General features: G+C 67.2%; 13 protein-coding genes. 1 reads left to right on the forward strand and 12 read right to left on the reverse strand.

Annotated features, from left to right (window positions below):
- Nucleotides 1-233 precede the first annotated feature (233 nt).
- The 6 genes from JHC99_RS12985 to JHC99_RS13010 all read right to left on the reverse strand — a co-directional run bounded on the left by JHC99_RS12985 (nucleotide 234) and on the right by JHC99_RS13010 (nucleotide 4,742).
- A complete protein-coding gene (locus tag JHC99_RS12985) occupies nucleotides 234-1,415 on the reverse strand; it encodes a glycosyltransferase family 4 protein (protein ID WP_292154802.1) in 1,182 nt (393 codons plus the stop codon).
- Complete coding sequence (locus JHC99_RS12990; protein ID WP_292154803.1) at nucleotides 1,415-1,852, reverse strand: hypothetical protein; 438 nt, start codon at nucleotides 1,850-1,852, stop codon at nucleotides 1,415-1,417. Before JHC99_RS12990 ends, JHC99_RS12985 begins: the two co-directional genes overlap by 1 nt.
- 72 nt (nucleotides 1,853-1,924) lie before the next feature.
- Nucleotides 1,925-3,067 (reverse strand): aminotransferase class I/II-fold pyridoxal phosphate-dependent enzyme, encoded by a 1,143-nt coding sequence (locus tag JHC99_RS12995; protein WP_292154804.1) that lies wholly within the window; start codon nucleotides 3,065-3,067, stop codon nucleotides 1,925-1,927.
- The gene (locus JHC99_RS13000; RefSeq protein WP_292154805.1) at nucleotides 3,064-3,693 is read right to left on the reverse strand and encodes a NeuD/PglB/VioB family sugar acetyltransferase; all 630 of its coding nucleotides are present in this window, start codon (nucleotides 3,691-3,693) and stop codon (nucleotides 3,064-3,066) included. Before JHC99_RS13000 ends, JHC99_RS12995 begins: the two co-directional genes overlap by 4 nt.
- 52 nt (nucleotides 3,694-3,745) lie before the next feature.
- Complete coding sequence (locus tag JHC99_RS13005) at nucleotides 3,746-3,949, reverse strand: hypothetical protein (RefSeq protein WP_292154806.1); 204 nt, start codon at nucleotides 3,947-3,949, stop codon at nucleotides 3,746-3,748.
- A gap of 118 nt (nucleotides 3,950-4,067) precedes the next feature.
- Entirely contained in the window at nucleotides 4,068-4,742 is a 675-nt protein-coding gene (locus tag JHC99_RS13010; RefSeq protein ID WP_292154807.1) for an OmpA family protein, read from the reverse strand.
- 247 nt (nucleotides 4,743-4,989) lie between these two features.
- Here JHC99_RS13010 and JHC99_RS13015 point away from each other — a divergent pair, with 247 nt between their 5' ends.
- Nucleotides 4,990-5,901: a 2-oxoglutarate and iron-dependent oxygenase domain-containing protein gene (locus JHC99_RS13015; RefSeq protein WP_292154815.1), complete on the forward strand. Its 912-nt coding sequence runs from the start codon at nucleotides 4,990-4,992 to the stop codon at nucleotides 5,899-5,901.
- Nucleotides 5,902-6,053: 152 nt separating this feature from the next.
- Here the strand turns inward: JHC99_RS13015 and JHC99_RS13020 are convergent, their stop codons facing one another.
- The 6 genes from JHC99_RS13020 to JHC99_RS13045 all read right to left on the reverse strand — a co-directional run.
- Nucleotides 6,054-7,982, reverse strand: a complete 1,929-nt coding sequence (locus JHC99_RS13020) for a TadE/TadG family type IV pilus assembly protein (RefSeq protein WP_292154808.1) — start codon at nucleotides 7,980-7,982, stop codon at nucleotides 6,054-6,056.
- Nucleotides 7,983-8,112: 130 nt separating this feature from the next.
- The gene (locus JHC99_RS13025; protein WP_292154809.1) at nucleotides 8,113-10,095 is read right to left on the reverse strand and encodes a M2 family metallopeptidase; all 1,983 of its coding nucleotides are present in this window, start codon (nucleotides 10,093-10,095) and stop codon (nucleotides 8,113-8,115) included.
- A gap of 66 nt (nucleotides 10,096-10,161) precedes the next feature.
- Nucleotides 10,162-10,863 (reverse strand): monofunctional biosynthetic peptidoglycan transglycosylase, encoded by a 702-nt coding sequence (gene mtgA / locus JHC99_RS13030; protein ID WP_292154811.1) that lies wholly within the window; start codon nucleotides 10,861-10,863, stop codon nucleotides 10,162-10,164.
- A gap of 42 nt (nucleotides 10,864-10,905) precedes the next feature.
- Nucleotides 10,906-11,031, reverse strand: a complete 126-nt coding sequence (locus JHC99_RS13035; RefSeq protein WP_292154812.1) for a hypothetical protein — start codon at nucleotides 11,029-11,031, stop codon at nucleotides 10,906-10,908.
- A 44-nt stretch (nucleotides 11,032-11,075) separates the two neighbouring features.
- A complete protein-coding gene (locus JHC99_RS13040) occupies nucleotides 11,076-12,041 on the reverse strand; it encodes a WD40 repeat domain-containing protein (RefSeq protein ID WP_292154813.1) in 966 nt (321 codons plus the stop codon).
- A partial coding sequence (locus tag JHC99_RS13045) for a GTP-binding protein (protein ID WP_292154814.1) occupies nucleotides 12,038-13,035 on the reverse strand: 998 nt, incomplete at its 5' end. The genes JHC99_RS13040 and JHC99_RS13045, both read right to left, overlap by 4 nt.

A 13,035-nucleotide genomic window follows, 5' to 3' on the forward strand; every position in this document is an offset into this window, starting at 1 on the left:
GCCAAGGCCACGGCCGACGGCGTGCGCGAGCCGCTGAACCGTCGCGCCACGATCGGCATCAACTTCTAGGACCCGTACCCAGGACCCGGAGCGATCCGGGTCCGAAGTCGGCCTGAAGTCGAAACGACAAGAAACCGCCGGCCCCGCATCGCGAGGCCGGCGGTTTTCGTTTTGGAGGTCGGTAAGGCCTCAACACCATCGGGCGAAGCGGGCGTCAGTCCCGGCGCTGCGAGTCAGGCGAGAGCGGGAGCTTCCAGTGCGATCGCGTCCGGCAACGTGGTCAGGACCGTCAGCCTGTCCCGCATCCGATCGGCGGCTCGGCCCCGGCTGAAGGCCGCGACGTGGGTTCGCGCGGCGTCATCGAAAGCGGCGATGGTCAATGGACCGCGATCCAGGGCGAGCGCGGCCGAAGCAGTCTGGTGTGGGAGACCTCGGTCGATGTCGCCGACCACGCTGGCCAAAGCCTCTGCCAGCGCAACAGGCGTCTCGTCCCGCGCCAGCCGGCCGAGGCCACCGCCGATATAATGCAGGTTCGAGTTGGCGTAGGAGACCGGCACGCAGCCCGCCGCCAGAGCCTCGATCACGGGCACGCAGAAACCTTCGTGCCGGGATGCCGTGGCGAACACATGGGCCTGGCCATAGGCCTCGGCCAGACCCGCGTCCGATATCGTGCCACCCAGATCGACATGGTCGTGCAGATCGAGATCGGTCATCAGGCGGTCGAGATGGGCGATATAGTCCGGCGAGGCGTGTCGTGTGTTGCCCAGCAGTCGCGCCTTGAACGGCACCGGCGACCGGTCGCGCAACAGGGCCAGGGCCTCGAGCAGTTCATGGACCCCCTTGGACTGCACGAAACGCCCGACATAGACGATATTGATGGGCCCGCGCGCCTTGTCGGCCAGCCGTCCCACTGTCGGCGGGGTGACGGCCAGGTCCATGACCTGGATGCGATCGGGATCGAGACCCTGGCGCAGCAGTTCGTCGCGGTTCTCCTGGCTGTCGGCCCAGAGCTCGTCAGCGGCGGCGAAATTCTGGATCTGGGCCATGGACCGGTCGATAACCGGATGGTCCGCCTCCCCGACGAGGGCCTTGGGCGTGACGTTGTGGAAACGCACGATCTGGCGCGCCCGCCCGTTGCCCAGCAGTATGGCGTCGAACAACTCGTTGAAGATGGCGAAGACATAGATCACCACGTCCGCCTCCAGGAAGGCGGGTGTCAGCAGGAGGTCGGACAGGGACCGGACCCGGGTGACCTCGAACTCGTGCGGGTCGCTGTTGCGGCAGACCAGGGTGACCTGATTGTGTGCGTCGGCCGCCAGGTCGCGGACCATGTTCAGCGTCGCCTCGCCCACCGCGTCGTTGCGCAACAGGGTCGGGCACACGATCACCACCCGTGTCGGCTGCGGCTCCGACATCAGGTCCGGTCGGTGCGGGGTGCCGGCGTTTTGCGGCGCGTGACGGGCAGGACATCAGCGAGGGAAGGCGTGACCGCGTCCGAAGGGCGTAGCGCCTCGATCCGGGCCTCCAGAGCGGCGATCTCGGCCTTCAGCCCGGTCAGGCCGGCGGTGATTTCGTCCAACCGGCCGTAGGCGTCGGCCGCTTCGTGAGCCCGAACCCGGGCGTCGGCCGCGACGGACAGGAGCTGCGGGATGTGCTGGTTCCAGCCCTGGGTCAGGCGTGCCAGATCGGTCTCCACGGCGCGCAGTCGAGCACCCGTCGTGCCGCGTGTCAGTAGCGACGGCTCGATCCGCCCGTCCGCATGGGCCCGGAGTTCGGGACTGGCGAGGCCCAGCGAGATGCGCAGCGACTTGGTGTAGCGGGCGACCGACTTGCTGAGGGATGTGTTGCTCACGCCTGTGCCGCTCCGACCCGAAGAGGCCCCCGCTTAGAGGCTCACGCAAAACGGGTCAACGCGATCGGCCCGTCAGTTCATGACGGCCGTGATCACGTCGCAGACCCGGTCGATGTCGTCGTCCGTCAAGGCGCTGCCAGAAGGCAGGCACAGGCCGGTGGCGAACAGGGACTCGGCCACCGCACCGCCGATCATGGCCGCCCCGGCGAAGGCGGGTTGCAGATGCATGGGCTTCCAGATCGGCCGGCTTTCGATGTTTGCCGCTTCAAGCGCCAAACGCAGAGCCTCGGGCGCACCGGCCCGGGCCGGATCGAGCCGGATGACGCTGAGCCACCGGGTGTGCCGACAGCCCGGAGCCTCCGGCGCGAACGACAGGCCGGGGACGGCACCGAGCCGGGCGACATAGCGCTCGAAGATGGCGCGCCGTCGTTCGACCTTGGCCTCCAGCGACCCCAACTGGGCCAGGCCTACGGCGGCGGCCAGGCTGCCCAGCCGATAGTTGAACCCGGTCTCGGCGTGTTCGTAGTGGACAGCGGGGAGGCGGGCGGCGGTTGCCAGGTGGCGGGCGCGAGCGATGAGGGCGGCGTCGTCCGATGCCAGCATGCCGCCGCCACCCGTGGTGACGATTTTGTTGCCGTTGAAGGAATAGGCGGCGCAATGGGCACCGTGCCCGGCGGCTCGACCGTTCCGGCTGGCCCCCACGGCTTCGGCCGCATCGAGGATGACGGGGACGCCATGGCGATCGGCGACGGCGCGGATGGCATCGATGTCGCAGCACTGGCCATAGAGGTCGGCCGGGACGATGGCGCGGACGGTCAGGTCGTCACGCGCCGCACCCTCGAACGCCTGATCCAGCAGGGCCGGGTCCAGGTTCCAGCTGACCGGATCGACATCGACGAAGATCGGCGTGGCACCCGTCTGGACGATGGGCGAGACGCCGCCGATGAAGGTCAGGGTCGGGGCGATGACCACGTCCCCCGGCTTCAGCCCCAGCATGACCAAAGCCAGATGCAGGGCCGCCGTGCCCGACGACACCGCCGTGGCGTGGGCCAGGCCGACGGTCTCTGCAAAAGTCCGCTCGAACCGCTCGACGACGGGCCCGACGGAAGAGACCCACCCGGCGTCGAAGGTCTCGATCAACAGGGCACGCTCCGCAGGCCCCAGGTCGGGCGCGGACAGGGGGATGCGGGCCAGTGCGCTTGACTGCTGCGTCATTGGCGGGGCTCCATTCGGCCGGCCGGATTGCCGACGACGGTTGCGCCGGCCTCGACCGACCGGGTGACGACCGCGCCTGCGCCGACGACGGACCAGTCCCCGAGGGTCAGTCCCGGCAGGACGACGGCTCCCGCCCCCACCAACACTCCTTCGCCGGCCTGCACGGCTCCGGTCAGGACAGCTCCGGGGGCGATGTGGGAGAAGTCGCCGACCAGGCAGTCGTGCTCCACGACAGCCCCGGTGTTGACGATCACATGGCAGCCCAGCCGGGCTCCGGTCTGAACCCGCGCACCCATGCCGATCAGGGTACCGACGTCGCAGACGACATCGTCGGCCATACTGGCGTCCGGGTCGACGATGGTCGCCCAGTCGGCCCCGTGCCGGGCGAAGGCCAGTTCGCGTCGTGTCCGGTTTGATCCGATGGCCAGATGGAAGAGGCTGTCGCCGCGCTGGTCGTCGGCCGTCACCTCGATACCTCCGACGACCTGGCCGATCCGGTCGGGCGCGGCATCCAGCACCGCCCCGATGACGAGACCGGCGCGACGGGCACAGGCGGCGGCGACCCGGGCCTGGCCGCCGGCGCCGATCAGGGTGATGGGCCGGCTATCGGCAGCTGGGGTGGGCATCGATATCACGCGGGCATCTGGCCCTGTGTCGCACCGAACCGCAAGGGCGGGCTCAGCCCGAGGTCCGGATCAGTTGTGCTGTCGGTTCGGCAGGGATCGATGCGGTGGACGATGCTGTGGGGTGAACGCGGTCGAGCCATGCGCCGCCGGCCCCGATGACGACTGTGGCTGTGACCACGGCCGAGGCGAGCGCGATGGCGGCCAGGCGCAATCTGGCCGCCAATGCCACACCTTCCTCGCCATCGTCCGGATACATCGCGCTCCCCCGAGTCGATCGATCGGATTAGTCACCACGGGTCGGCGAACGGCGCAAGTCACGGAACGGTGTGCGGAACTGCCCGCCCACCGTTCACGACTGTCGCAGTGCTGGACGCTCAGCCCGTGAAGGGGCGGATCAGGACCTCGACGCGGCGGTTCTGGGCGCGACCTTCCGGCGTGGCGTTCGACGCCACCGGCGTCCTGGCGCTGTTGCCGGCGACATAAAGGCGTTCGCGCTGGACGCCGTTGCGGATCAGAGCGTCGGCGACCGAGACGGCACGGCGCTCCGACAGCGGCTGGTTGATGGCGTCGCCGCCGCTGGAGTCCGTATGCCCGATGATGTCCACCATCGACTGATCATACTGACGCAGCACATTGGCGACGTCCGCCAGGGTGGCGTCGAAGCGCGGCTCGATGTTCGACTGGTTGACGGCGAAGGTCACGTCCGACGGCATGCGCAGGACCAGGTTGTCGCCCTGACGCGCGACCCCGACGCCGGTGCCGGACAGTTCGGCTTCCAGAGCGCGCTGCTGGCGGTCCATGTACTGGCCGACGGCGGCACCGCCCAGGGCCCCGACGCCTGCGCCGATCAGGGCGTTCTTGCGGCCTTCTTCGCCGTTCGAGGTGTTGGTCAGATAACCGAGCACGGCACCGCCGAGGGCTCCGGCCAAGGCACCCGTCGCGGTGTTGTTCCGGCGTGGCGCAGAGCTGTAGGGGTCGGTGGTGGTGCAGGCAGTAGCCCCCAGCATGGCGAGGGTGCCGACGGCCGCGACGATGATGTTGGTGCGCATGATGATCACTCCTTGTGGTCCCGGCCCATCCCTTGGCGATCAAACGTGGCCTTACGGTGAAGGTTCCGGCACCGGATTGAGGCCCACGGGGCATGCGCGCCGCCGATCTGCCAATTTCCGGCGATAGGGCGTATGTACATCTCCGCATTCCCGACCAAAGGCCCCGCCCGTGACCTCGACGCTTACCCCGACTCTGGCCCAGACCCCGGCCGCCGACGCGACCCTGCAGGGGATCCGGCCGGTGTCGATGGCGCGTTATGACACCGACTTTCAGGGCTTCAGCAACGAACTGGGTGCCTCGTTCAGGACCTATGGCTTTGCCGTGGTCGCCGATCACGGGCTGGACGAGGCGGTGATCGAAGCGGCTCTGGCCGACGCCAAGGCCTTCTTCGCCCTGCCGGAGGACGTGAAGCGGGCCTATCACATGCCGGGCACAGGCGGTGCGCGGGGGCTGACACCGTTCGGCGTCGAGGCGGCCAAGGACGCCAAGACCGTCGATCTGAAGGAGTTCTGGCACACCGGTCGCGAACTGCCGCCCGGCCATGCCTATGCGAAGTACATGCGGGCGAACCTCTGGCCGACCGAGGTCGAGGGGTTCCGCGACCACCTGTACGGGATGTTCGAGGCTCTGGACGCTCTGGGCCGCAAGCTGCTGCGCGCCATCGCCCGCTATCTGAAGCTCGGAGACGACTTCTTCGAGGACAAGGTGGAGCTGGGGAATTCAGTGCTGCGGATGCTGCACTATCCGCCGGTGCCTGCCGATGCGCCTGGTGTTCGGGCCGGGGCGCACGAGGACATCAACGTCATCACCCTGTTGCTGGGTGCCGAAGAGGCCGGGCTGCAGCTCAAGGACGCGAACGGCGAATGGCTGGACATCGCCCCGCCGCCGGGCGCGCTGGTGGTCAATATCGGCGACATGCTGCAACGGCTGACCAACCACGTCCTGCCGTCGACGACCCACCGTGTGGTCAATCCGGCACCCGAACGGCGCGGCTTCGCCCGCTATTCGACGCCCTTCTTCCTGCACTTCAACCCGGACTATGTGATCGAGACCCTGCCCTCGACGATCACGCCGGAGAACCCGGATCGTTATGTCGGCAAATCGATCATGGCCGAGGACTTCCTGACCGAACGGTTGAAAGAAATCCGGCTGCTTTAGGTCAGGGCGCTGGCGCGCCGCGCTCCGTTCGCGACGCGGTCGCTCTCTGTTTGAGCGCAAGACGAGGCGCGTTGGCTCGCGCTCACGCAGCGAGGCTCCGCGAGGCGGGCGTTGGCGCGGCACGAAGCGCTCTCGAAGGAGGGCTCTTCGCCCTACCTGCTGATCCTCAGCCTTGTGATGTCCCGTCCGATGGCGGCGAAGTCGTCACGAAGGTCGGCGCCGCTGGCCGGCAGGAAGGCGTAATCGGGGCCGGTAGCACAGGTGGCAAGGATGTTGGCCGCATTGCTGTTCGGCGTGACCTGGAAGCCGACCGTATAGACCACGATGTTCTGGAGCTTCATCGCGGCACACATCTGGGTCGCCTGGGTGAAGGGGTTGCCGTTGGTGGCGTTGCAGTTGATGTGGTCGTTGGTCGAACCCGAGCCCGAACCGGAGTCCGCCGCGAGGACGCCTGTGCAGTAGGGGCTGTTGAAATCGCCGTCGGTCATCAGGATGACAGCCTTCAGGGTCTCGGAGGAATCATAGGCCCCGGCCGGGTTCGACGACCACAGGGTGTTGAAGTTGGGCGAGACCGAGTACCAGCCCCAGGCCAGGCCGATCTGGCCTGCGGTAGACCCTGTCTCTGTCAGGCCGCTGATCTTTGTCTTCAAGGTCGAGATGCTGGACGTCAGAGGCTGGATCGTCGGTGTCGGGCAGGGGTTTGCCGTGGAGGCATAGTTGCGGCCGACCCTGGAGGTCGCAGGCGACACATCGGTGTAGGCATTGGTCCCCGTCCGTTCGCTGACGCAGGACGAGGTCTGGACCGCGACCAGAAGGTCATCGGAGTCGCGGCGGAAGGCACGATACTGGCAGCCGTCCTGACCGCACCACGATGAACCGCCCGAGGTGTAGGCACTGACCGTTGGGCCCACGACGCCTCTGAGGGAATAGGAGTTGGTGGTGACGTTGGCGACCTCGAACGGCAGGTTGTTGATCTGGGTCATGCCGTTGACGCCGGTGATGTAGACCGTCCCGGGGATCGTCGATCCCGTGTCGGTCGTCGTCGCCGGGATGCCGTGGGCCGTGGACGTGACGACCACGGTGCAGTCGGACACCAGGCATTTGCGAACCTGATCGCTGGAGCTTGCCGAATAGGCGCTGAAGCCGGCACCGGAAGTGGTGTTCAAAGTCACCCAGGTCGAACCGTTCCAGGTCTGGAGCGAGAAGGTGGTGTTGGTGATCCGCACCACGCGATAGGCGCGGTTGTTGATCTGGGTCATGCCGGCGACGCCCGAGATCCAGGCATAGTCGCCGGTCACCAGGCCGTGGGCCGAGGCGGTGGTAACGACGCCCGTGGCGACCCGGGTGATGCCGTTGATGCCGATCGCTGACCCCGTGGTCCAGGCCGCGCCGGTGATCGGCCGGGCTCCGGTGGCTGCACCCCGCGCGCCGTCGGCATAGGAGCCCAGGTTTACCCCGATCGAATAGGGGATGATGGCCATGCGGGTATAGTAGGGCGACTGGACCGTCTGCACGACGATGTCGACCAGCTGGGTCGCGGCGGCGCGCAGGTCGATGATCCGCTGGCCGGCCATGGAGCCGGTGATGTCGAGCACCAGGCCGACCTCGATGTTCTTGGACGAGCGGTTGACCTCGGAATGGGCTCCGACCGGCAGGGTGTCGTCCAGCAGGCGGCCGTAGGGCGGCAGAACGATGTTGGCGACCAGGGTCTTCACATTGACAGTGGCGTTCGAGATCACGACCTGGTCCGAGTTCAGCGTGAACGTCGCGCTGGCCAAGGTGATGTCTGGATAGTTGGCCAGGTTGGCCCGCAGTGCCTTGGTGCCGATGGTGGTCAGGTCCGCGTCGGAAACGGCCTGTGATCGGGCCGCGGCCAGGGCTGCGGCGTCCAGCGCGTCCTGAAGGTTGCCCTTCACGGTCGCGGCGCGGTTGATGTCCACTCCGCCCATGGTGATCATGACCAGGACGGGCAGGCTGAGGGCGAACAGCATCGCGACGTTGCCACGCGACGAGGCGGCGAAACGCCCGGCAAGCGATCGCGTCGCTGCCAAGATGCCACTGATCCGCTTGCCGACAGTCATCGTCCACCCGACCGATCACGCGGGGCGCAGACCCCGCAATCGGTACGGTTTAGCTCGGCGCGGTTAAGACAAGCGCCAAGGAACGCGGTTAATCGACGTTGAACGACGGTCTGACGGACGCCTGGACGGATCAGGTCGAGGACGTCCAGCCGCAGGGCTTGCCGCGGTTCTGTTCGGTCAGCCAGGCGTTCAGCGGGGCGAAATAGTCCAGGATCGCCGAGGCGTCGTTGCCGCTCTCGCCGGTGAAGGCCTGCATCGCCTCGGGCCAGGGGCGCGACTGGCCCATCTCCATCATCGCGTTGAAGCGCTGGCCGACGACTTCGTTGCCATAGATGGAACAGCGATGCAGCGGCCCGGTCCAGCCTGCCTGTTTGCAGGCCGCGCGCTGGAACTGGAACTGGTAGATGTGGGCCAGGAAGTAGCGGGTGTAGGGGGTGTTGCCGGGGACGTGGTATTTGGCACCGGGGTCGAAGGCGTCGGCCGGGCGCGGTCCGGGCGGGACCAGACCTTGGTACTTCAGCATGTCGGCGGTCCAGGCGGCGTTGTACTGGTCCGGGGCCGTCTTGCCGCTGAACACATCCCAGCGCCAGCGATCGACCATCAGGCCGAAGGGCAGGAAGGCGATCTTGTCGAGCGCCATCTTGAGCAGGAAGGGAATGTCCTCAGCCTCGCCCGGCACGGTCTGCAACAGGCCGATCTGGTTCAGATAGGTGGGTGTCAGGGCCGACAGGCCGACGAAGTCGCCGATCGCCTCGTGGAAGCCGTCGTTCGCCCCGTTCTTGAACAGGGAAGGCTGGTCCTTGTAAGCGCGCTGATAGACGTTGTGGCCCAGCTCGTGGTGGACCGTATAGAAGTCGTCGCCGTTGACCTGGGTGCACATCTTGATGCGCACGTCCTCGAGGTTGTCGACGTCCCAGGCCGAGGCGTGACAGACGACCTCGCGGTCGCGCGGGCGGGTGATCTGGCTGCGTTCCCAGAAGGTCTGGGGCAGGGGGGCGATGCCCAGCGAGGTGTAGAAGCCCTCGCCCGTCTTGACCATTTTCGTGGCGTCATACTGGGCCGAGGTCAGCAGCTCGGTCAGATCATAGCTGGATGCGCCACCGGTGGTTGGGGCAACGACGTCATAGATATTGCCCCACTGCTGCGACCACATATTGCCCAGCAGGTCGGCGCGGATCGGGCCGGTCGCGGGCTGGACCGCATCGCCGTATTTCGCGTTCAGCCGGGCCCGGACATAGCAGTGCAGGTTCTCGTAGAAGGGCCGGACCTGGCCCCACAGCCGGTCGGTCTCGGACGCGAAGGCGTCGGGTTCCATGTCGTAACCGGCCCGCCACATGGCCCCGGTGTCGGCAAAGCCCAGCTCCTGCGAGCCCGCGTTGGCGATCTCGACCAGGCGCGCATAGTCCTCGCGCATGACCGGGGAAATGGTGCGCCAGCCTTCGTACAGCGCCTTGGTTTCGGCCGGATCGCGGCTTTCTGCGATCAGGATGTTGGCCTCGTCCAGGGTGAGGGTCTTGCCCTCGAACTCGAACTTGCCGGTCGAATAGGTCGAGTCCAGCCGCGTCGTGATCTCGGCCAGTTCGGCCGCCGCGCCCGGACGATTGGGGGCCGGCAGGACGATGCCCTGGCGCATGAGGTTCAGCTTGCGCCGCACGTCGGGCGCGGTCTCGACGTCGTTGAAGCGGGCGGCGGCATTGGCCAGTTGGACCTGCAACTCGGTCATCTCACCATTGACCTTGGCCTCCAGCCACATGGTGTCGAAGGTGATGTTGGTCGCGCGGGTCCACTGCACCCGCTGGGCGTATTCACTGAGCGACGCCAGTTTCGTCTCGGCCTCCGCCACGAAGGCGGCTGCGCCTTCGGCTGTGGCAGGCTGTTCGGTGACAGCGGAGGTGGAAGGGGCGGATGCGCCGGACTTAAGCGAGTCGGATGTGAGGGGTTCGGCCTGAAAGCGGGCCGGAGGTGTCTGGCCCGTTGGGACATAGGCGGTCCCGGCCGGAGCGTCTGGCGATACGCCGGTCGAGCGCGTGTCGAAGTATCCATTTCCGGCGCAAGCGGTCAGGGGCAGACCAAGCGCGCAGACGGCGACGGCGGACAGCAGATGACGCTTCATGGGAATTCTCCGGACAGGCGACGGATCAAGAGTGAAGCGGGGGCTTGCGTCAAGCGTCGCCGCAGATCAGCCCGGCCGGATCACGCAGGCGGCCAGTCCCTCATTCCTGACCACGCGCGCCGAGGCCTGGATGCGGGCAGCGCGCCTGCGGACATAGGGGCCGGGCGTCGCCGCGTCGTAGCGGCGGGGGCTGGGCAGGATGGCGGCGAGGCGGGCGGCCTGCTGCGGAGTCAGGTCGCGTGCTGACTTGCCGAACCAGTGGCGAGACGCGGCCTCCGCCCCGTAGACCCCCGGCGCCCATTCGGCGACGTTGAGATAGACCTCAAGCGTGCGACGCTTGCCCCAGATGGTCTCGATCATGACGGTATAGCCCGCCTCCAGCCCCTTTCGGACCCAGTCGCGGCCGGGCCAGAGGAAGACGTTCTTTGCGGTCTGCTGGCTGATGGTCGAGCCGCCCCGGACCCGGCCGCCGTCCTCGTTGTGGGCCAAAGCCTTCTGGATCGCCTCGATATCGAAGCCGCGATGGGAACAGAAGCGGGCGTCCTCGGCGGCGATGGCCGAATAGACCAGATTGGGCGAGATGTCGTTCAGGCCACGCCAGCGATAGTCGAGGCCTTTGCCGCCCAGGGCCTGCTGCGCCATCAGGATGGTGATGGGCGGAGGAACGAGGGCGTGGATCAGGACCCCGCCGATCGGCAGGAAACACAGCACCAGAAAGGCGATGAGGAAGGGCCGGCTGCGCCGACCGAGCTTTGGAACCCCGAGCATGGGCCCATGTTCGTCATCCCGGCACCGCTGGCAAGAGCCGGCTCAGGATGCTGAGTTGACGTCCCACAAAAAGACGACGGCCAGGCCTGCGCCGAGAACGGCGATGAGGATGATCACGGCCAGGCAGCCCCAGACCATCGTGCCGCCTCCGCTGTCGTTCCTGTTCATCTCGCCTCCCCGGCCAGAGCCGAGGATGAGGTGATTCGACGCGATCAGGCCTCTACGACACCTGCGTTGCCATCCTCATCGGCCCAGGCGACGAGGCGGCCGTCGGGCGACAGGGCGAGCGCGGAGATCGGCGCGCCCCTGTCGGCCTTGACGAAGTTCAGGCCCTGACCGGCCGGATCGGCCCACCAGACCCGGCCGTCCGACAGGCCCGCAGCGAGCACACCGTGGTTCGGTCGCGCCGCCACCAGGGTGACCAGACTGCCTTCGTCATAGCCGATCTCGGTGGCTTCCCGACCCATGGGTCCGTTGGCGCCGATGAAGGGCCACAGCACGGCACCCTGGGCCCCCGAGGTGGCCATCAGCCGGCCCTCTGACAGGAAGGCGACCGAGCGGACCTTGGACGGATAGCCCCCCATCCGCATGTCCTTGGAATCCTTCAGTCGCCAGCCGTGCAGCTGGGCGTCCTGCATCATGGTGACGACGAAGTTTCCGTCGGGCGAAAAGGCCACTCCGGTGTGGGATCCGGCCCATTTCAGCATCACCGGCTTCTGCTTCTCGATCCGGGCGTACCAAAGAGCGCAGCCGCCGTAGGTCGAGGTGGCGATCCGCCGGCCCTTGGGGTCGAAGGCCACGCCGGACACGGTGCGTTCGTGTGCATAGTCGCGACGGAAGTAGACGTCGGTGGCATCGATCACCGACAGGGTCTTGCCCGAGGAGAAGGCGATCAGCCTGGAGTCCGGTGAGGCGTCGATGGCGTCGATCCATTGGCTGTTCACCGAGGTGGCCAGGACACCGGCCTCCGTCTTGCGCGACCAGATCACCCGGCCGTCGTCGCCGCCCGTGACGACGCCGTCGCCCGACGGATGGACCGCCGCGCACAGGATGGCCCCGTCATGGACCGCATTATAGCTGCCGTCCTCGAACCGCACCGAGCCATCGCCAAGGGTGAAGACGGCGCCGGAGTTATCGAACAGGGCGGCAGTGATCTGGGCGTCGAAGGTGAAGCTCACGCCGCGCAGGCCTCGAACCCGGCCTTCAGCGCCGCTTCGTCGAGATCGCGGCCGATGAAGACGGCGCGGGACCAGCGGCGTTCGGTGGCACCCCATTCGCGCTGGAGGTCGCCTTCCAGGATCATATGAACGGCCTGGAAGACCATGCGGCGGTCCTCGCCCTGGACATCGATAATCCCCTTGGCGCGCAGGATGTTCTGGCCCTGCTCGCCCAGCAGGCGGTCGAGCCAGTTCGTGAATTTGACCCCGTTCATCGGGCGATCGAGCGACAGGGACACGCCCTTGATGTCGTCGTTGTGGGCATGGCCTCGGGCGCCGTGAGAATGCGAAACAGGGTCTGAATGGTCTGAATCTGCGCCGTGGGGGTCGTGCCCATGGTCGTGGTCGTGGTCGTGGTCGTGGTGATCGTGACCGCAGTGTTCGTCGTGGACGTGGCCCTCTTCGCCATGGCCCGGATTGGCGAACTCGGGGTTGATGTCGAGGATGCGTTCCAGATCGAAGCCGCCGAGACCCAGAACCTGGTCCAGCGGTACATTGGCGCGTTCCGCGCGGGTGATGGGGGCCAGCGGGTTCAACTTGCGTAGCCGCTGTTCGACGGCGACCAGTTCCGCCTCGGAGGCCAGGTCGGTCTTGTTGAGGATGATGCGGTCGGCGAAGGCGACCTGTTCGCGGGCCTCCTTCGAGTCGTCCAGCCGGGCCATGACGTGTTTTGCGTCGACCAGGGCGGTGACGCTGTCCAGCTGGGTCTTGGCCTTGACGTCCTCGTCGACGAAGAAGGTCTGGGCCACCGGGCCGGGGTCGGCCAGGCCCGTGGTCTCGACGATGATGGCGTCGAAGGCGGGGGCGCCCGGCTGCTGGCGTTTCATCAGGCCGGCGACGACGCGGATCAGGTCGCCGCGCACCGTGCAGCAGACGCAGCCGTTGTTCATCTCGAACACATCCTCGTCGGCGCCGACGACCAGGTCGTTGTCGATGCCGATCTCGCCGAACTCGT

It is taken from the genome of Brevundimonas sp., from assembly GCF_016463485.1.
In the GTDB taxonomy this organism is placed as follows: Bacteria; Pseudomonadota; Alphaproteobacteria; order Caulobacterales; family Caulobacteraceae; genus Brevundimonas.

What these genes read in the sequence shown, in the direction of transcription:
- JHC99_RS12985 (WP_292154802.1), bottom strand. Translation starts at nt 1,415, where the DNA reads ATGTCGGAGCCGCAGCCGACACGGGTGGTGATCGTGTGCCCGACCCTG.
- JHC99_RS12995 (WP_292154804.1), bottom strand. Translation starts at nt 3,067, where the DNA reads ATGACGCAGCAGTCAAGCGCACTGGCCCGCATCCCCCTGTCCGCGCCC.
- JHC99_RS13000 (WP_292154805.1), bottom strand. Translation starts at nt 3,693, where the DNA reads ATGCCCACCCCAGCTGCCGATAGCCGGCCCATCACCCTGATCGGCGCC.
- JHC99_RS13005 (WP_292154806.1), bottom strand. Translation starts at nt 3,949, where the DNA reads ATGTATCCGGACGATGGCGAGGAAGGTGTGGCATTGGCGGCCAGATTG.
- JHC99_RS13010 (WP_292154807.1), bottom strand. Translation starts at nt 4,742, where the DNA reads ATGCGCACCAACATCATCGTCGCGGCCGTCGGCACCCTCGCCATGCTG.
- JHC99_RS13015 (WP_292154815.1), top strand. Translation starts at nt 4,990, where the DNA reads ATGGCGCGTTATGACACCGACTTTCAGGGCTTCAGCAACGAACTGGGT.
- JHC99_RS13020 (WP_292154808.1), bottom strand. Translation starts at nt 7,982, where the DNA reads ATGACTGTCGGCAAGCGGATCAGTGGCATCTTGGCAGCGACGCGATCG.
- JHC99_RS13025 (WP_292154809.1), bottom strand. Translation starts at nt 10,095, where the DNA reads ATGAAGCGTCATCTGCTGTCCGCCGTCGCCGTCTGCGCGCTTGGTCTG.
- mtgA (WP_292154811.1), bottom strand. Translation starts at nt 10,863, where the DNA reads ATGCTCGGGGTTCCAAAGCTCGGTCGGCGCAGCCGGCCCTTCCTCATC.
- JHC99_RS13035 (WP_292154812.1), bottom strand. Translation starts at nt 11,031, where the DNA reads ATGAACAGGAACGACAGCGGAGGCGGCACGATGGTCTGGGGCTGCCTG.